A 17,368-nucleotide genomic window follows, 5' to 3' on the forward strand; every position below is an offset into this window, starting at 1 on the left:
GAAATTTTTACCTTTTTTCATTCTACCATAACGAATAGAAAAAGACCGATTTACTATCCCCCACATGCTATAATGAATTTTGGAATCTTCTAGAAAAATCACCGTGCTAGACATATAAGGGGGATAAATGTGTATCGGATCTTACTCGTGGAAGATGATGAACGGATTGCTTCATTGCTGGGCGGCCATCTTCAAAAATACGGATATGAAGTCAAAATAGCTGAACAGCTGAATGATATAAAATTTGAATTTGCAGAAATGAAGGCGGATCTTGTGCTGCTTGATATCAACCTGCCTTTTTTTGACGGGTTTTATTGGTGCAGGCAAATCCGTACCATTTCCAATGCTCCGATTATTTTTATCTCGGCGCGGACTGATGAACTGAATCAGGTGATGGCGATTGAGAACGGGGGCGATGACTATATCACAAAGCCGTTTCACTTAGAAGTCGTCATGGCCAAAATCAAAAGCGTACTGCGCCGGACTTATGGTGAGTATTCTCCTTCTTTGTCTCAGGAATCAAGACTGGTGGAGCTTGGCGGTCTAACCATATATCCAGATCAATATGAAGCGGAGTGGAAGAACAGCCGCATCTCGTTTTCACAAAAAGAATTTCAGCTGCTTTCGATTTTCATAAGAGAGCATAAAAAAATTGTTTCGCGTGATGAATTGCTGGAGGCATTATGGGACGACGTCGATTTTGTTGATGATAATACATTAACGGTTAATGTAAACCGGCTGCGGAGAAAGCTGGAGAATGCCGGATTGAAAGACGCCATTGCAACCATCAGGGGCCAGGGCTATGTATTTGAAGTCAATCGGAAGGATGAACGGGAGTGTTAAAGACTTATATCATCGACCGATTAGCCATTATTCTTTTTTCCTTATTAAGCATAGGTACCGCCATGTTTATTGCCTATTTAAGCATTATAGAGAGCGGTGCCGAGCCTTCTTCAGAAAATATGATGTACATATGGGTTCTGCCTGGTGTCCTTTTGGCGGCCGGTTTTACTGCCGATTACATCCGGCAAGTGTCCTTTCTGGCATTTTTGAAAAAACTGGCCGACCAGGCACCCGCTTCGAATGACATAGGGCGGTCGCTTGAAGCCCGCAAGCCAAGAACAAGAGAGCAAGCCCTCTGGACAAAAATGATTAACGCGCTTGGCGATCAATATGCCGGAAAGCTCTCACAATATATTAATAAACAAAAACAGCATTATACATTTACGAATCAATGGATTCACCATATGAAAACACCCGTATCCGTCATTTCCTTAATGATTCAAGAAGGAAAGAACGGGACCGCTTCTTCCTTTCAGACATTTTTAGAGGAGCTGGAAGATGAAAATGAACGGTTTCGCCACGGGCTGGATATGATGCTGCAAACAGCCCGGCTGGAGGAGTTCGCTTTTGATGTAAAACCAGAAACCTTTGATTTGACAGAGCTTGTTCGCTCATTGATCAATCAGGAAAAACGGCAGTTTATTAAACGGCGGCTTTTTCCGAAATTACATGTGCCGTCAAACGCCGTCCAGGTTTCCAGTGATCAAAAGTGGCTCTCCTTTGTTGTGGAGCAAATCCTTTTCAATGCCCTGAAATATTCAAAGCAAGGCGTTGGGGACCATATTACCATCCGGATTGAAACGCAAGGCCATGAAACGCGTTTATCAGTTGCAGATGACGGTATCGGCATTCCGGAGCAGGATCTTCCCCGGATTTTTGATCCGTTTTTTACTGGTGAAAACGGGCGAAGCATGACGCAGGCGACAGGAATGGGCCTATATTTGGCGAAAGAGGTGTGCAGCCAGCTGGGCCATAAACTGTACGCGCAATCAAAAGAGGGAGCGGGCACCGTGATGACAATCGTCTTTTCAAGTGACACTCTGGCGAATGTGACAGCATTGTAAGGTTCGAAAGCGAGATTGAAAGAAAGTTCGATGGGAGGCTGCTGACTTCCTTTTTATAATAAAGAAAAAAGGAGGATCAGAGGCATGAACGTGCTGCAAACAACGAAGCTGTCAAAAACATATTATTCAAATAAAGGAACGATGTCATATCAGGCGCTTAGCGATTTTGACCTCAGTGTAAATAAAGGAGAATTTGTCGGTATCATGGGGCCGTCAGGAAGCGGAAAAACCACGCTCCTGAATTTGCTGGCCACCATTGATAAGCCGACCCAGGGCGAGATGATGATCAACGGCATTCAGCCGAAAACGTTAAAGGATCAAGAGATGGCTCTGTTTCGCAGAAGAGAGCTGGGCTTTGTCTTCCAGGACTTTAATTTGCTTGATACGCTGACGATTCGGGAAAACATCCTGCTTCCGCTCGCGTTGGACAAGGTAAAGCTGAGTGAAATGGAAAACCGCTTAGATGAACTGGCAGATACATTGCAAATCAAACATATTCTGGACCACCGTACATACGAAGTGTCCGGAGGCCAGCAGCAGCGTGCGGCCTGTGCAAGAGCCATTATTCATAATCCGGCTCTGATATTGGCGGATGAACCGACAGGCAACCTTGATTCAAAATCTGCAAAACAGGTCATGAACACGCTGGCTCAGCTAAATGAAGAAAAGGAAGCAACAATACTATTGGTTACGCATGATGCCACAGCGGCAAGCTTCTGTAAACGGATCGTCTTTATTAAAGACGGAAGATTTTTTTCAGAGATCCGCAGGGGAACGAATCAGCAGGTGTTTTATCAAAGTATCCTAGATACCCTGAGTGTGTTGGGAGGCGATTTTCATGAATTTGAGAACCATCGCCCGTAAGAACATTATTGGGAATCTGCAAAGATATGTTGCTTACTTTTTAAGCTGTGTGTTTGCCGTCTCGGTCTTTTTTGTCTTCACATCTTTTATTTTTCACCCGGATGTGACGGAAGACAATGTGTATGGCGGAAGCCTTGTGAAAACGTGTTTGAGCGCGGCTCTTATCGTCATTATCGTGTTTTGTATATTCTTTATTTCTTATTCAAATTCAGCATTTTTACAAGCGAGAAAGAAAGAATTTGGCTTGTTTACGCTGTTCGGGACATCAAAGCAGCAGCTCCGAAAGATGATTTATTATGAGCAGTCGCTGATTTCTCTTGCGGCGATTGCGGCCGGTATCGGCACGGGGCTGTTATTTTCAAAACTGTTTTTTATGGTCATGACATGGATGCTCAGTGTGAAGGTGCCGATCTCGTTTGCGATTGTACCGAAAGCATTTGTGCTGACGGCGGTCGGTTTTCTTATATTGTTTCAAGTCCTGCTTATTTTATCGCTGGGGCAGATTCGCAAGCTCGAAATCATAGATTTGATTAAATCAGCTCAAAAACCTAAAAATTTACCGGCCTATTCAAAATGGCTCACTGTACTGTCTTTGCTTTGTCTGGCTGGCGGTTATTATCTGTCTGCCACAGCCAATGCGATCGACATGATGTTTCGTGTCTTTCCGATTTTGATTTTAGTGTTAATCGGCACGTATTTCTTTTTTACACAAAGCAGTGTCGCGTTTTTCCGCATGCTGTACAGAAAGAAACACAGCTTTTACAAAGGAACCAATATCATTGTGCGTTCCAACATGATATTCAGGCTGAAAGATCACGCACGCATGCTGTTTTTAACCTCTGTGATTACAGCAGTCATTTTAACCGCTACAGGTGTGATCTATATGTTTTATGCTGATTTAGAAAGGCAGGAGGAGCAAAGCATTCCTCAATCTGTTGCCTGGGTGGAAAAAGACGCTTCCCGCTTTCAGGTTATGAAGCCTGAGACGGCTGAGAATACATTGAAAAGAGCAGATGCTGAAATTAAATATAAGGTGAATGCCACAGGTATTCCTGTTACATTTCAATCAGACTTGCCGTATGGAAACAGGAAAGCGGAAGCAGAGGCCTTGCTGATCTCAGAGAAAATCTATAATCAAGTCGCAAAGGAAAAAGGTTTTCCCGTTATTCATTTACAAGAAAATGAAGCGTTTATCAATGTTCCGTTTCAAATGATGGTGAAAGATACGTTCGGGGAAGGGGAAAAAGCAGCGTTTCATATGAAGTCAGGAAAATCACTTTCCTATGTCATGAAAAAGCAGCAAAACAAAGGGATATTGATGTCAGTCGGAGGAGTCAGCCGTTTATTGGTTGTCAGCGAAAAAAGCTTTGACAGCCTGACACAGGAGGTGCCGCTGAAGGATCAGACGAGAGTGGTAGGCTACGAGCTTGAGCATTGGCAGGAGACGGTGGACGTCTCTGAGAAGCTTGAAAACATGGTGCCGAAAGAACATACATCTGATTTTCAAACGCGTGCTCCGAGTTTTCAAGTTGTGAAGCAGGGAGTCGCATTAATGATGTTTATCGGTCTGTTTGTCAGCGTGCTGTTTTTTATCGTTCAAGGAAGCATGCTGTATTTGCGGATGTTTACTGAAATAGAAGATACGAGAGTGCAAGTGTTAGCATTAAAGAGAATGGGGATTACGGACAAAGAGATTCACTCTATCCTTGGAAGACAAATTGGATTTTTGTTCTTCATCCCGTTTATCGCGGGCACGATTCACGCCGGTTTTGCGTATGTGGCGTTAAGCAACATGCTGAATGCTAACTTATTTCTTGAGGCCGTGATTGTCATCTTCATTTATTTTGTGTTCCAGGCTGTTTATTATATCGTCACTCGTCATATTTATAAGCGTGCTGTTCTCCAGCATATGTAATATGAAATCCGGTCTTCATCAGACCGGATTTTTTAATTTACTGAAATTCTCTTGTCAGATTTTTCGGTGTTTCCCCTTTGATAGCTGCGATCATGTTTTCAGCGGCCTGTTTACACATATTGAAGCGCACTTTCGCTGTTGCTGACCCAATATGCGGCAGTAGGGTGACATTGTCGAGCTGCAAGAGCGGGTTGTCTTTTGCGACAGGTTCTTCTTCGTACACGTCTAAACCGGCACCGCGAATCCAGCCTTCTTGAAGAGCGCGGATGAGGGCTTTTTCATCAACCGTCTTTCCCCGGGAAATATTGACGAAAATTGCGGAATCCTTCATCAGTTTAAATTCACGTTCCCCGATCATGTGATACGTTTCGTCAGTCAGCGGAGTAATCAGCAGAACAAAATCTGATTGCTCCAGCAGTGTGTCAAGCTCAGCGTATTTGACGCCGATGCTTTCTTCAGTTTCTTGTTTGCGATGGCGGTTATGATAAAGCACGTCCATATCGAAACCGAATTTGGCGCGTCTGGCCGCTTGCTCGCCGATTCTGCCCATGCCGATAATGCCTAATGTTTGATGATGGACGTCAATGCCGAAAAGGTCTTCTTCTTCAACCGTACCCCATTTACCGGCCCGGACGAAACGGTCCAGTTCAGCAACACGTCTGGCCGATGATAGAATTAAAGAAAAGGCCAGATCGGCCACTGTGTCATCCAGTGTATAAGGCGTATGAGTGCCGACGACGTTTCTTTCTTTCATCGCTTCTATATCAAAATTATCGTAGCCGACGGATTGATTGCTGACGACCTTCAGCTTAGGAGCATGTTCAAGCAGCTCACTGTTGATGGACGGCCCAGATGTTCCAGTAGTTAAAAGCCCTTCAGCATCTTTCATTTTTTCGAATAGCACCTCTTGCGGAAGTGTATCCTCCTGCCATATCTCATAACGGCAATGCTCACTGATCATGTTTTCAATCTCTTCAGGAATCGGTTTGGTGATAAATACAAATGGTTTCAACAAGGCTCCCCCTTTATGGCTGTTGTCTATTTTATTATATCGGAAAGAAATAGAAGTTAGAAATATTGCTGCGTTTGTTGAAATTTCTGGTTCTTTTGAACTTAAAATGATCGCAGTGATTGAAAAAATAGCAGCCTCTGCTTAAATAAGTTTTTTAATTATCTGAATTCGCCTATATTTTTTGTCAGACAAATCACCAAAATATCAGCAGAACCTGGATTATAGGATTCAATAAATATAAATTTTATTATCTTTGAAAGATATAAATTTTTGAGTTTTTATTTTACAGTCCAATTAGATCGTCTTTTGTTGAAAGCCTTTTCGCGGCCTGTTCCTATGCTATAATTCCTTACTGTAAGCTGGGTAAGAAGGCTTGCAAAAACATATGGATGGGAGATGAATTAGAATGGTTTCTTTAACATCAATTTTGGAACACAATCAGCAGTTTGTCAGAGAGAAGAAGTACGAACCCTACAAAACGACAAAATTTCCTTCAAAAAAGCTCGTTATTGTTACCTGTATGGATACAAGACTCACAGAACTTCTTCCGCAAGCAATGGGGCTTAAAAACGGCGACGCTAAGATTGTAAAAAACGCGGGAGCCATCGTTTCTCACCCATTTGGAAGTGTCATGCGCAGCATATTGGTCGCCATTTATGAATTGCAGGCTGAAGAGGTTTGCATTATCGGCCACCATGAATGTGGGATGTCAGGCCTGAATGCGGCCTCGATTCTTGAAAAAGCAAAGGAACGCGGGGTAGAAGCAAGCTGCCTGAGTTTACTTGATAGCGCCGGATTAGATTTGAAAACCTGGCTGACCGGTTTTCACAGTGTGGAAGAAAGCGTTTCCCACAGTGTCAATCTGATCAAGAATCATCCGCTGCTGCCAAAAAAGCTGCCGGTTCACGGGCTTGTGATACACCCGGAGACAGGCAAACTTGATGTCGTGATTAACGGTTATGAAACTGAGTTCATAAAGACTAATTCATAAGGGAGGTTTTAACAAAATATGCGATTCTCTGGGAGATTCAAGGGATACAATTTGCAGAAATTTCAGAATGACCTAATTGCAGGTATCGTAGTAGGAGTCGTGGCAATTCCTTTAGGGATGGCGTTTGCCATTGCCTCGGGAGTCGAGCCTGAATACGGGCTGTATACTGTTGTCGTGGCGGGGATCTGTATTTCTTTGTTCGGGGGATCTAAATATCAAATTGGCGGTCCGACAGGCGCGTTTGTCCCGATTTTATTCGGTATCGTGATGCAGTACGGTCTGGAAAATCTGCTGATAGCGGGGTTTATGGCAGGCGTCATGCTGGTGCTGTTCGGATTGTTTAAGCTCGGCAAAATTATGAAGTACGTGCCGAAGCCAGTTATCGTCGGGTTTACGGCTGGCATCGCCGTGTTAATCTTCACTGAACAAATCGCTAATTTTCTCGGGTTGAAAAACGTAGAAAAACATGAGAACTTTCATCACAACATGTTTGAAATTGCACAGAAGCTCGGCACCTTTAACGGATATGCCATTTTGACAGCAGTCATCGGACTTGTCATTTTGCTTGTATCCGCCAAAGTGATGCCAAAGATACCCGGAGCTTTATTGGCTCTTCTCATTTCTACGCTTGTTGCGGTTGTGTTTTTCCCTGACCGTATGGCAACGATTGGCTCAACCTATGGAGAAATTCCTCGCCATTTGCCGGAATTTCAGTTTCCGGAGCTGACAATAGATAAAATGGTCATGCTGTTTCCGGCAGCGCTTGTCATCGCGCTTCTTGGCGGCCTCGAGTCAATATTATCCGCGATGGTTGCCGATAATATGAAAGGGTCAAAGCACGACAGCAACAAAGAGCTTGTCGGCCAGGGGATTGCGAATATGGCCGCGCCGCTGTTTGGCGGAATCCCGGCTACCGGAGCGATTGCGCGGACGGCAACCAATATTAAAAACGGAGCGGTTTCACCTGTCTCAGGTGTCGTTCACGGCGTTGTGGTTCTTCTTGTACTGCTTGTATTCGCGCCTTATGCTTCCCACGTTCCGCTTGCAAGTATGGCGCCGATATTAATGGTTGTCGCATGGAATATGAGTGAGCGGAAGGAAGTCGCAAATATGCTGAGACTGAAAAACGCCGATTCCTTCATTTTAGCCGCTACCTTTGCCCTGACGGTTTTGTTTGATTTAATCGTCGGTGTGGCGACCGGATTGCTGCTCGCATTTGTGTTCTTCATCAGAAGAATGAGTGAAGCGACCCGTATTCACAATCAGGAGTCTCATCCAGCTCTTGCGAAAGCGGCTAAGAGGGAGCAGGGGACAGATCCTTCTGTCAGCATGTACTCTATAGAAGGACCGCTGTTTTTCGGATCGATTGATTCGCTTGAATCGTCACTGTTAGAGCATGTACAGAAAAAGCCGAAGACCCTCATTTTACTCATGAATAAAGTGCATTACATGGATACGTCCGCAGAAGCGGTGCTTGTGAACATCATGAACAGAATTAAGCGCCACAACGGAAAGCTGATGATCGTAGGGCTGCAGTCTCAGCCTAAAGAGCTCCTGCATAAAACAGGCCTCTTTCACAAAATAGGAAAGCAGCATTTCTTTGATCATCATGATGAAATCACAGGATGAAAAAAACGGCCGACTGCGGCCGTTTTTTTATGCATGCTCAAATCGCTTTGTCAGTTTTTCTTGGTGGGCTTTCATCACGTCTTCTAAAGAAACACCGTACATATCAGCAAGGATGGCGATATTTCCGATGACGTCTCCCATTTCTTCAATCAATTCTTGTTTTTGCTCAGCTCGAGTCGATTCTTTCTCATCCGGCCGGTCTCTGCCGATTTCATACGCTCTGACAGCCCGTGCCAGCTCTCCGGCTTCCTCCATTAAAAATCCGACTCGAATAAACGGTCCGTATTCCGTCCAGCCCCTTTTTTCGTAAAACTCTTTCATCCATTTTTCAGCATCAGCCAGCTGCAACATCATCACTCCTGCATTCTTTATGTATTTCATATTGATATTATCACATGAAGATGGGACAATATATAGTGTGTTTTTTGAATGTTAACACGATATATAGATGCGGAGATGACGAGATGAAAACAATTTGTGTATTTGCGGGCTCAAACCCGGGGGGAAATGAAGCGTATAAAAGAAAAGCGACAGAGCTTGGCGTGTATATGGCAGAGCAGGGAATCGGCCTGGTATACGGGGGCTCTCGTGTAGGGCTGATGGGCGCGATTGCCGATGCGTTAATGGAAAACGGCGGCACCGCAATTGGCGTGATGCCAAGCGGCCTGTTCAGCGGAGAGGTTGTCCATCAAAATCTGACAGAGCTGATTGAAGTCAACGGCATGCATGAACGGAAGGCAAAAATGAGCGAACTGGCTGACGGCTATATCGCCATGCCGGGCGGTTTCGGTACATATGAAGAATTATTTGAAGTGCTTTGCTGGGCGCAGATCGGCATTCATCAAAAGCCGATCGGACTGTATAATGTCAACGGATATTTTGAACCGATGATGAAAATGGTCAAATACAGCATTCAAGAAGGATTTTCTAACGACTCTCATCTTAAACTGATCCACAGCTCTTCACGGCCCGATGAGTTAGTTGAGCAAATGAAGAACTACTCATATCCGATTTTAGAGAAAAAGTGGACAGAAATTTAAAAAAGAGCCCTCCGAAAGGAAGGCTCTTCTCGTTTTACTTTTGCTCTTCAGTGTTGCGAGTCAGAATTTTGTCAATCAGGCCGTATTCAAGCGCTTCTTCAGCAGACTTGAAGTTATCACGGTCTGTGTCGCGTTCGATCACTTCAAGCGGCTGGCCAGTACGTTCAGCAAGCACTTTGTTTAATTTGTCGCGAAGCAAGAGAATACGTTTCGCGGCAATTTCAATTTCTGTCGCTTGACCTTGAGCTCCGCCAAGAGGCTGGTGAATCATAACTTCACTGTTCGGAAGCGCATAGCGTTTGCCTTTTTCTCCGGCAGCAAGCAAGAACGCGCCCATTGACGCAGCCATACCGATACAAATTGTAGATACCTTCGGCTTAATAAACTGCATGGTATCATAGATCGCCATACCGGCTGTGATAGAGCCGCCCGGGCTGTTGATGTAAATAGAAATATCTTTTTCAGGGTCTTCCGCTTCTAAGAATAAAAGCTGTGACACGATGGAGTTCGCAACGTTGTCATCAATCGCAGATCCAAGCATGATGATACGATCCTTTAATAAACGAGAATAAATGTCATACGCTCTTTCCCCGCGGTTCGTTTGTTCAATGACTGTAGGTATTAAATTCATAATGCTCCTCCTTCACCTTTTAGGTAAGTATGTAGTTACATGATACATTTTTGGTCAATAAAGGTCAAACAAAAAGCTGGCTTGACATGCAAACTCTTCTCTTTTTCCCATTTTCCCCAAAAATACAATGGTTCAAACCATCGTATGTGAGCTTCTGAAAGAAGATGATGTGTCTTCTTAAAAAAATAGCCCTTTAAAATAAAGGTTGTTATTTGGGCTGAAATGCCGTATAATGAGTTATGCTGACGTTATCATCACGCAGTGAAAATATGTCAATATGCGCTCGTAGCTCAGTTGGATAGAGCGGTGGTTTCCGGTACCACGTCTGCCGGGGGTTCGAATCCCTCCGAGCGCGTCCAATAGAACAACAGGAAAGACAAGGGTTTGGCATTTGCCGCTCTTGTCTTTTTTGTATGTTTTTAAGTTCGTAGAAAATTTGTCTAAGAATTTATCCAGATCCTACATATGCTGATATCGGAATCAAATTTTATTGGGAGTGAAATATATGGGATCAACACAGTTAACAGGGCGTGTAATCTTCAAAGGGGACCCCGGCTATACACAGGCAGTTAAGAATTGGAACCCTTATGTTGATGTCTATCCTCTTGTCTTTGTTTTTGCACAAGATTCATACGATGTAAGTAATGCTATTAAATGGGCTCGTGAGAATAATGTGCCCTTACGTGTCAGAAGTGGTCGCCATGCTCTAGATAAGAACCTTTCAGTAGTAAGTGGAGGAATTGTTATTGATGTGAGTGACATGAATAAAGTTTTCTTAGATGAAGAAAACGCGATTGCAACCGTTCAAACTGGCATTCATGTTGGCCCGCTTGTAAAAGGATTAGCTCGAGATGGTTTTATGGCTCCGTTTGGAGACAGCCCAACAGTTGGAATCGGAGGAATTACGATGGGCGGTGGATTTGGAGTAGTCTCACGATCGATTGGCCTTATAAGTGATAACCTTCTCGCACTGAAAACGGTAGATGCAAAAGGCAGGATTATTCACGCAGATCAATCTTGCAATGAGGATTTACTATGGGCTTCTAGAGGTGGCGGCGGAGGAAATTTTGGATATAATACCCAATATACTTTCAAAGTTCATCGTGCCCCTAAAACAGCAACTGTCTTCAATATTATTTGGCCATGGGAACAATTGGAGACGGTTTTTAAAGCCTGGCAGAAATGGGCACCGTTTGTAGATGAACGATTAGGATGCTACCTTGAAATTTACAGCAAAATAAATGGTTTGTGTCATGCAGAAGGAATTTTCCTCGGTCCAAAAAATGAATTGATTAAATTATTAAATCCTTTATTAAATGCTGGAACTCCAACACGAGCAGATATCAAAACATTATCCTATCCAGATGCTATAGATTTCTTAGACCCTGACGAACCCATCCCTGGCAGAAATGATCAGAGTGTTAAATTCTCCTCAGCCTGGGGACATGATCTTTGGTCTGACGAACCCATTTCAATCATGAGAAAATTCTTGGAAGAGGCCCCTGGAGCAGACTCCAATTTCTTTTTTATAAATTGGGGGGGTGCGATAAGAAGAGTACCTAAAGACGAAACAGCCTTTTTTTGGCGTCATCCACTGTTTTATACGGAATGGACGGCTAGTTGGCAAAATAAATCACAAGAAGCTTCAAACCTTGCCTCAGTTGAAAGAGTACGTCAGCTGATGCAACCATATGTAGCAGGTTCATATGTTAATGTTCCAGATCAAAACATTGAAAATTTCGGAAAAGAATATTATGGCGCAAACTTTGCAAGGCTTCGTAAAATAAAAGCGAAATATGATCCCGAAAATTTATTTTGTTTTCCACAAAGCATCCCGCCAGCTCGTTAAAAATTAATTCGTTTCGAAAATAAAACCCTCTGAGTTTATAACTTTAATTAAAAAATAGATGGAATCAATAACTCATACTACAAAAGCATTTGAATGGTTTCCGGCACCACGTCTGCCGGGGGGGCGAATCCCTCCGAGCGCGTCCAATAGAACAACAGGAAAGACGAGGGTTTGGCATTTTGCCGCTTTTGTCTTTTTTGTTTTATAAAAATTTCCCGCTGAAACATAAATATTCCTCCTCTTGGGCACGTTATGAGATGTACGATATGAATTTGCAAGGAGGAAGAACATGGGTATTTTAAGCGGAAACCCGCAGGAAGAACCGATGCATTACGGTGAGGTATTCAGTTTGTGGAGTTATGTGATGGCGGGAAATAAAATGATCGGCAATTACCAGATGTTATTGCATCATGTTGGTGATGGCGATTTAAAGAAGCTGCTTCGTGAGTCCATCGAGAAATGCCAAGATGAAATCAAACAGGTCAGCAATATCCTGAAAGAAAATGGCGTGGGGCTTCCGCCCGCTTCTCCTGAACCGCCGGATGCAGATCTTAACGACATTCCGCCGGGCGCGCGGTTTCTCGATCCGGATGTGGCCGCATCTGCAGCGGCGCAAAATGCAGCCGGTCTTGTGACATGCAGCAAAATTATGGGGCAGTCGATTCGCGAAGACATCGCCATGATGTTTGGGCAATTTCATATGACCAAGGCGGCAACAGGGGCAAAATACTTAAGGCTGCTGAAAAACAAAGGCTGGCTCATCCCGCCGCCGCTTCATCTTCATAAACACCAGGAAGATGAGTAAAAGATAAAAGGCATATACAGCTTTCTGTATATGCCTTTTATGATTAAGACGTAAGACGCAGGCCGATGACGCCGGCAAGTATCAGGCAAAGAGAAATCAGCTGAGAAAGCTGAAACCGTTCCTTAAACCAAATCAGGCTGACTGCTGTTACGCCTATGCTGCCTATACCGGTCCAGACGGCATAAGCAACACCGGAAGGCAGGACTTGCATGGCCTGTGAAAGACAGTAAAAAGATAAAGCAAATCCGGCAGTCATCACAATAATCGGCCATTTTTTCTTTGTGCCGTCTATATATTTCATGGCAATGGCAGCTATAATTTCTTCTATACCCGCAATGAATAATAAAAACCACGCCATTATTTTTCACCTCTCGGCTGAGTTTTATTTTCTTTTGTGAAAAGCTTCATTCCTAAAATACCGGCTAGCAGCAGCATCAAAAAGAAGATTTGCGCTGCTGAGAAGGATTCGCCTAAGAAGATCCCGGTCGTGTAGGTTCCGACCGTTCCAATTCCGACAAATACGGTATACGCCGCGGCCATAGGAATTTTTCGATAAGAGCGGATTAACAGTATAAAGCTTATCGCTATTAATAGAAAAACGATAATCCAATCAAAAAGCGAATCCGCATGTTTGAGGGAGGAGGCCCAAACCACTTCTAGAAGCCCTGCTATCAAAACAAGTACCCAATACAACATTAACACCTCTTTTTATGAATGAACGTCAGTCATTTTTAGGCGTTAAAAAATGAGCGGTGTCACCCAGTCATTTTTTAAGCTTTACCTAAGCTCCGTTTTAAGAAGGTAAAAATTTCTTTTTTAGATACTTCAAGGTTTTCATCTTGTTCAAACCCGATATAAAACCGTTCTGCTGTGTTCTCAACCAAATTGATGATGGTTCTTGCCGTCCACTTTGCATTGATGCCTTCGATCACATCTTGGCTGTCGATCGCCTTGTTGATGATGTTCTCAAGCCAGGAATAATAAGGCTGATAAATGGTCTCCCATTTTTCCATGGAATGGTCGATGGCAAGCCCCGAATAGCAGAGGACAATAATATCTTTATGGCGCTCTGTGATATGAAACGTCTCATCAATTAAGGTTTGTAAGACGTTCCAAAAATCTTCCTCGCCATTCAGTCTTCCTTTGATTTGCTCTAGCGTATGAGTGAGAAGGTTTTCCGCAATGGCCGGAATCAGAGCATTTTTGGATGAAAAATATAAATAAAACGTTCCTTGGGCAGTGCCGGCTTTTTTTACGATCTCTGAGATGGAGGCTTTATCGAGTCCCTTTTCAGAAATGACTTCAATCGCCGCCTGCAGAATCTTTTCATATTTTCCTGATGTTTGTTTTGGCATGAGGAACACCTCCTGTAATGACTGACTATCATTCATTTTATCTCGAGTGACGGCGTTTGTAAAGCGAAAAAAGAAGCAAGAGAAACTCCTGCTTCTTTATTTATCATAATCAATCGCGGCTTTCGGGAGCCCGGTATACTTTGCCCAATAGTAAATCGCAAGCGAGCCGATGGCAACCAATATCAGATCGACGGGATTGCTGATAATGCCTAAGCCATGCCCGAAAGAGCCGATATAGGAAAAAATCAGCATCATGACATAAAATCCGACAAGCCACCAGGCTGATTTCAGCTGCTGGGCCAGACTGACGTCTTCTTTAGGCGCGTATTTGCTGAAGCAGAGATAGATCAAAAACATGACGAGCTGTGAGCCGAGAAGCCAGGAAACAGTTGTCCATCCTGACCAGTACACAATAAAAGCTGTGAAAATAAATGAAAGCGGCCCGATGATGCTCATTCCTTTCAAATAAAACGGCCTGTTTAAGTCCTTCGCATTTACTCTCAGTGCGGCTGAACAAATTGGTGCAATCGCATAAGAAAGGATGAGAGCGACAGAACAGACATTGACGAGCGCGTTCCACGAAGGGAAGGGGAGCGTCCAGAAAATCGACATGGCAAATGAAAGCCAGAGTGAAGCACGGGGTGTTCCCGTTTCTTTATTGACCTTCGAAAATATGCCAAATAATGTGCCGTTCCGCGCCCAGGCGTAAACGAGGCGAGACGTCGTGTTCATAAAAATATTCCCGTTTCCTCCCGGAGACAGAATGGCGTCTAAAATGACAAGCGTTGCAAGCCAGCCTAAACCGAGCATGACCGCAATGTCTTTAAACGGCAATGAAAATTCACGGCCGATTGCCGGCCAGCCGTTTTTCAGCGTTTCTGTCGGAATCGCACCGATAAAGGTGATTTGCAAAATCGTGTAAATAATGGTTGAAACGATAATACAGATAATTAAAGCGATCGGGATATTGCGTTTCGGATTTTGTACCTCACCGGCAACAGACACAATAGGGTGCAGCCCGAGATATGCAAACATGACACCCCCGGTCGAAATGGCGGCCTGTATGCCTGTAAAACCAAAAGGTGCAAACCCTTCAACCGACAAGTTTCCCGGCTGAAAATGAAAAAACAGCACAATAATGATCGTGACCGGTACGATATATTTAAAAATAGAAATAATGAAATTGGCCTTTGCAAAGGTTTTAACGCTCCAGTAATTCAGCAGGAAAAACAAGCAGAGCAAGGCAAACTGCAAAATCCAGCCTGCAATGGTCGGTGAGTCAGAGCCCTCTTTGGTCAGGCCCGGAAACCAATAGGCCACATATTGCCGGACGGCTGTGACTTCAATCGAAATCAGGCTTGTGTAAGCGACAATTGTGACAAATGAAATTAAATAGCCGACCAAATGGCCGTGTGAATAGACCGGATACCTGATGATGCCTCCAGTGCGGGGTAAAGCGGCTCCGAGTTCTGCGTACACCAGTCCGATTAACAGAATAATGGCTCCTCCGATAATCCAGGAAAAAGCGCCGGAGGGTCCTGCTTTTGAAGCGACATTACTGACAGCGAACAGCCATGCTGATCCAAAGATAGCTCCCATCCCGATCAGAATCAGATCAAACAGCGACATCGATTTTTGAAAATTTCCTTGTTTAGACATCCGCTTCCTCCTTAGAAACAAGCCTTATATTTCTTACAATGCCCAATATGAAACAGACAATACGCACAGGCTGACTGCTGTTTCGGCTCTCATAAAAAAACAGATGCAGCAAGCGCTGCATCTGTTTTTATTGATGAATCGTATCAAAATGTTTCACTTTTATATTTTTAAAGGAAGCTGAGCCGCCTTCAGAAAAGAGAGTAATGCCTTTATCCTCGGATTTTGGGAACACTTCATTTGAAAAAACGGTTTTCCCGTCACCGACAAACACTTCTATCGTTGTTTTATCAACGAGAATTTTTAAATGCACGTTTTGTTTGCTGGTGTCATAGGGCGCTTTGCTTTCAACGTACATTTTGCTTTTATCCGGCTGGTCTGTGAAAGCTCTGTTGACATACGCATAGCCGCCTTCAGCGAATATGCCGACATCAATATGGCGTTTTTTGTCTGCCGATTCTCTCAGCCGGACGCCAGCGTTTTTCATATCTGTCCAAGAAAGGTCCATATCCAGCTGATACGTATCGCCTGTTACGGACAGGGTTTTGGAGCCGTTGACATTCAGTTCTTTCACTTCGTCAGTGGAAGCCGAAAGCTGCTGCAATGCTTCGACAGGCTGTGAGATGAGACTGTACGCGCCGTCCTGCTGCTGGAGCCGGATTTCCCGCACGATTGAATCTGTGCCGTTAAAGCCATTTTTTCTGGTCGGCGTGTTATTGGCGTAATCCCAATTGTTCATCCAAGCCAGCGCGTAACGCTTATTCAATTGATCTGTGTTTTTCCCGTCCTCAAATGTTACGCCCCCGTACCAGTCAAATCCGTAATCAAGCCATTGGGGTTCGGTTTGATCCGCAGAAAATTCTTTTCCGTCAAAGCCTCCGGTCCAGTAGGCGTACGTATTGGGTTTGCCCCACGGTTTCCCGTTTGCGCTGGCGCCGAGAATCCATTTCGTCGTCCCGTCACTTGCCCGCATCATGTAAAGGTCGGGGCATTCGATAATGCCTGCCTGCTCCGTAAAGAAACCGCTTGTGTACTGCCAGTCCTTTAAATTATCGGATTCGTAAAAGCCGATTTTTGTTCCTTCAGCCATGACCATTACCCATTTATTATGCTGATCATCCCATATGACTTTTGGGTCTCTGAAATCCTTTGTCCCCGGATTGGGCATAATGGGATCGTCAGTGTAGGGCTTAAATGTTTTCCCTTTGTCTGTGCTGTACCATAAATGCTGCTCCTGCTTTTTGTCTTTGGCTGAAGGCTGAGTCACAATTGCGACAAGTGCATTTTTGCCAAAGCCGGCTGTATTTTCTTTATCGATGACGAATGATCCGGTCCAGATGTCGCCGTTTGGATTTGTGTATTTGGGAATTGCCACGCCTTCATCTGTCCAATGCACCAAATCCTCTGATACGGCATGCCGCCATTCCGTGCCATTGCCGTTTGGATAATCACCGTTATACAGATAGTAGTAATGATACTTTCCATCAAAATAGATGGGTTTTTGGGGATCATTTTTCCATTTGTCAGGAGCCGTAAAATGATATGCCGCCCGGTAGTCCGGCTTTTGGACAGATTTTGATTTTTTGGCCGGCTCCTCGTTTGACCATAAGTCAATAAACAAAAGTATTCCTGTAAAGATGAGGAATACGGCTGACCATTTGCATGTTTTTTTATATTTCATTTCGGATTCTCCGCTTTAGATTTTAATAAAGAA

19 protein-coding genes and 1 tRNA gene are annotated in these 17,368 nt (G+C 44.0%); 11 read left to right on the plus strand and 9 right to left on the minus strand.

Translation table 11 applies throughout. The annotated features are described in order from the left end of the window. The first annotated feature begins 129 nt into the window (after nt 1-129). The 4 genes from MTN95_RS13885 (at nt 130) to MTN95_RS13900 (ending at nt 4,686) form a co-directional block, all read left to right on the plus strand. Nucleotides 130-843 carry a response regulator transcription factor gene (locus tag MTN95_RS13885; RefSeq protein WP_105990924.1) on the plus strand — a complete coding sequence of 238 codons (714 nt, stop codon included), beginning with the start codon at nt 130-132 and terminating at the stop codon, nt 841-843. Beyond that, nucleotides 837-1,907: a HAMP domain-containing histidine kinase gene (locus MTN95_RS13890; protein WP_248338581.1), complete on the plus strand. Its 1,071-nt coding sequence runs from the start codon at nt 837-839 to the stop codon at nt 1,905-1,907. Before MTN95_RS13885 ends, MTN95_RS13890 begins: the two co-directional genes overlap by 7 nt. 84 nt (nt 1,908-1,991) lie before the next feature. Continuing rightward, nucleotides 1,992-2,771 carry a lantibiotic ABC transporter ATP-binding protein PsdA gene (gene psdA / locus MTN95_RS13895; RefSeq protein WP_024122961.1) on the plus strand — a complete coding sequence of 260 codons (780 nt, stop codon included), beginning with the start codon at nt 1,992-1,994 and terminating at the stop codon, nt 2,769-2,771. Continuing rightward, nucleotides 2,746-4,686: an FtsX-like permease family protein gene (locus MTN95_RS13900; protein ID WP_248338583.1), complete on the plus strand. Its 1,941-nt coding sequence runs from the start codon at nt 2,746-2,748 to the stop codon at nt 4,684-4,686. Before psdA ends, MTN95_RS13900 begins: the two co-directional genes overlap by 26 nt. A 37-nt stretch (nt 4,687-4,723) precedes the next feature. Here MTN95_RS13900 and MTN95_RS13905 read toward each other — a convergent pair whose 3' ends face one another. After that, nucleotides 4,724-5,701 carry a 2-hydroxyacid dehydrogenase gene (locus MTN95_RS13905; RefSeq protein WP_248338584.1) on the minus strand — a complete coding sequence of 326 codons (978 nt, stop codon included), beginning with the start codon at nt 5,699-5,701 and terminating at the stop codon, nt 4,724-4,726. On the opposite strand from MTN95_RS13905, the gene MTN95_RS13910 reads away from it, so the two are divergent. The 3 genes from MTN95_RS13910 (at nt 5,676) to MTN95_RS13920 (ending at nt 8,318) form a co-directional block, all read left to right on the plus strand. Next, nucleotides 5,676-5,843 carry a hypothetical protein gene (locus MTN95_RS13910; RefSeq protein ID WP_181185720.1) on the plus strand — a complete coding sequence of 56 codons (168 nt, stop codon included), beginning with the start codon at nt 5,676-5,678 and terminating at the stop codon, nt 5,841-5,843. The genes MTN95_RS13905 and MTN95_RS13910 overlap by 26 nt on opposite strands. Nucleotides 5,844-6,104: 261 nt before the next feature. Then, a complete protein-coding gene (locus MTN95_RS13915; protein WP_095712951.1) occupies nt 6,105-6,689 on the plus strand; it encodes a beta-class carbonic anhydrase in 585 nt (194 codons plus the stop codon). Between the two features lie 18 nt (nt 6,690-6,707). Then, nucleotides 6,708-8,318 (plus strand): SulP family inorganic anion transporter, encoded by a 1,611-nt coding sequence (locus MTN95_RS13920; protein ID WP_248338586.1) that lies wholly within the window; start codon nt 6,708-6,710, stop codon nt 8,316-8,318. Nucleotides 8,319-8,345: 27 nt separating this feature from the next. On the opposite strand, the gene MTN95_RS13925 is transcribed toward MTN95_RS13920, so the two are convergent. Next, nucleotides 8,346-8,666 (minus strand): MazG nucleotide pyrophosphohydrolase domain-containing protein, encoded by a 321-nt coding sequence (locus MTN95_RS13925; protein WP_003219846.1) that lies wholly within the window; start codon nt 8,664-8,666, stop codon nt 8,346-8,348. A gap of 116 nt (nt 8,667-8,782) precedes the next feature. Here MTN95_RS13925 and MTN95_RS13930 point away from each other — a divergent pair, with 116 nt between their 5' ends. Further along, nucleotides 8,783-9,358 (plus strand): LOG family protein, encoded by a 576-nt coding sequence (locus MTN95_RS13930; protein WP_024122955.1) that lies wholly within the window; start codon nt 8,783-8,785, stop codon nt 9,356-9,358. A gap of 34 nt (nt 9,359-9,392) precedes the next feature. On the opposite strand, the gene clpP is transcribed toward MTN95_RS13930, so the two are convergent. Then, a complete protein-coding gene (gene clpP, locus MTN95_RS13935; RefSeq protein ID WP_003219849.1) occupies nt 9,393-9,989 on the minus strand; it encodes an ATP-dependent Clp endopeptidase proteolytic subunit ClpP in 597 nt (198 codons plus the stop codon). Nucleotides 9,990-10,268: 279 nt separating this feature from the next. Here clpP and MTN95_RS13940 point away from each other — a divergent pair. Both MTN95_RS13940 and MTN95_RS13945 read left to right on the plus strand, forming a co-directional pair. Then, nucleotides 10,269-10,344 (plus strand) — tRNA-Arg (locus MTN95_RS13940). Between the two features lie 150 nt (nt 10,345-10,494). After that, nucleotides 10,495-11,838: an FAD-binding oxidoreductase gene (locus MTN95_RS13945; RefSeq protein WP_227598859.1), complete on the plus strand. Its 1,344-nt coding sequence runs from the start codon at nt 10,495-10,497 to the stop codon at nt 11,836-11,838. 77 nt (nt 11,839-11,915) lie between these two features. Here MTN95_RS13945 and MTN95_RS13950 read toward each other — a convergent pair whose 3' ends face one another. Next, nucleotides 11,916-12,065, minus strand: coding sequence for a hypothetical protein (locus MTN95_RS13950; RefSeq protein WP_181185662.1), 150 nt, complete (start codon nt 12,063-12,065; stop codon nt 11,916-11,918). Between the two features lie 62 nt (nt 12,066-12,127). On the opposite strand from MTN95_RS13950, the gene MTN95_RS13955 reads away from it, so the two are divergent. Continuing rightward, entirely contained in the window at nt 12,128-12,643 is a 516-nt protein-coding gene (locus tag MTN95_RS13955) for a DUF3231 family protein (RefSeq protein WP_105990929.1), read from the plus strand. 43 nt (nt 12,644-12,686) lie between these two features. On the opposite strand, the gene MTN95_RS13960 is transcribed toward MTN95_RS13955, so the two are convergent. The 5 genes from MTN95_RS13960 to MTN95_RS13980 form a co-directional block, all read right to left on the minus strand. Next, complete coding sequence (locus MTN95_RS13960; protein WP_024122952.1) at nt 12,687-13,001, minus strand: DMT family transporter; 315 nt, start codon at nt 12,999-13,001, stop codon at nt 12,687-12,689. Next, the gene (locus tag MTN95_RS13965) at nt 13,001-13,336 is read right to left on the minus strand and encodes a DMT family transporter (protein WP_044160350.1); all 336 of its coding nucleotides are present in this window, start codon (nt 13,334-13,336) and stop codon (nt 13,001-13,003) included. The genes MTN95_RS13960 and MTN95_RS13965 overlap by 1 nt, the downstream gene beginning before the upstream one ends. Nucleotides 13,337-13,413: 77 nt before the next feature. Beyond that, nucleotides 13,414-13,998, minus strand: coding sequence for a TetR/AcrR family transcriptional regulator (locus MTN95_RS13970; protein ID WP_248338588.1), 585 nt, complete (start codon nt 13,996-13,998; stop codon nt 13,414-13,416). Nucleotides 13,999-14,094: 96 nt separating this feature from the next. Then, nucleotides 14,095-15,657 carry an aspartate/proton symporter AspP gene (gene aspP / locus MTN95_RS13975; protein WP_024122949.1) on the minus strand — a complete coding sequence of 521 codons (1,563 nt, stop codon included), beginning with the start codon at nt 15,655-15,657 and terminating at the stop codon, nt 14,095-14,097. Between the two features lie 127 nt (nt 15,658-15,784). Continuing rightward, nucleotides 15,785-17,335, minus strand: a complete 1,551-nt coding sequence (locus MTN95_RS13980) for a glycoside hydrolase family 32 protein (protein ID WP_227598858.1) — start codon at nt 17,333-17,335, stop codon at nt 15,785-15,787. Nucleotides 17,336-17,368 lie beyond the last annotated feature (33 nt).

The sequence above is a fragment of the Bacillus sp. 2CMS4F genome (assembly GCF_023161785.1).
Lineage (GTDB): Bacteria > Bacillota > Bacilli > Bacillales > Bacillaceae > Bacillus > Bacillus halotolerans.

Excerpts from the sequence above, each read along its gene's own strand:
- psdA (WP_024122961.1), top strand. The coding sequence starts at position 1,992 with ATGAACGTGCTGCAAACAACGAAGCTGTCAAAAACATATTATTCAAAT.
- MTN95_RS13900 (WP_248338583.1), top strand. The coding sequence starts at position 2,746 with ATGAATTTGAGAACCATCGCCCGTAAGAACATTATTGGGAATCTGCAA.
- MTN95_RS13915 (WP_095712951.1), top strand. The coding sequence starts at position 6,105 with ATGGTTTCTTTAACATCAATTTTGGAACACAATCAGCAGTTTGTCAGA.
- MTN95_RS13920 (WP_248338586.1), top strand. The coding sequence starts at position 6,708 with ATGCGATTCTCTGGGAGATTCAAGGGATACAATTTGCAGAAATTTCAG.
- MTN95_RS13930 (WP_024122955.1), top strand. The coding sequence starts at position 8,783 with ATGAAAACAATTTGTGTATTTGCGGGCTCAAACCCGGGGGGAAATGAA.
- clpP (WP_003219849.1), bottom strand. The coding sequence starts at position 9,989 with ATGAATTTAATACCTACAGTCATTGAACAAACGAACCGCGGGGAAAGA.
- MTN95_RS13945 (WP_227598859.1), top strand. The coding sequence starts at position 10,495 with ATGGGATCAACACAGTTAACAGGGCGTGTAATCTTCAAAGGGGACCCC.
- MTN95_RS13950 (WP_181185662.1), bottom strand. The coding sequence starts at position 12,065 with ATGTTTCAGCGGGAAATTTTTATAAAACAAAAAAGACAAAAGCGGCAA.
- MTN95_RS13955 (WP_105990929.1), top strand. The coding sequence starts at position 12,128 with ATGGGTATTTTAAGCGGAAACCCGCAGGAAGAACCGATGCATTACGGT.
- MTN95_RS13960 (WP_024122952.1), bottom strand. The coding sequence starts at position 13,001 with ATGGCGTGGTTTTTATTATTCATTGCGGGTATAGAAGAAATTATAGCT.
- MTN95_RS13970 (WP_248338588.1), bottom strand. The coding sequence starts at position 13,998 with ATGCCAAAACAAACATCAGGAAAATATGAAAAGATTCTGCAGGCGGCG.
- aspP (WP_024122949.1), bottom strand. The coding sequence starts at position 15,657 with ATGTCTAAACAAGGAAATTTTCAAAAATCGATGTCGCTGTTTGATCTG.
- MTN95_RS13980 (WP_227598858.1), bottom strand. The coding sequence starts at position 17,335 with ATGAAATATAAAAAAACATGCAAATGGTCAGCCGTATTCCTCATCTTT.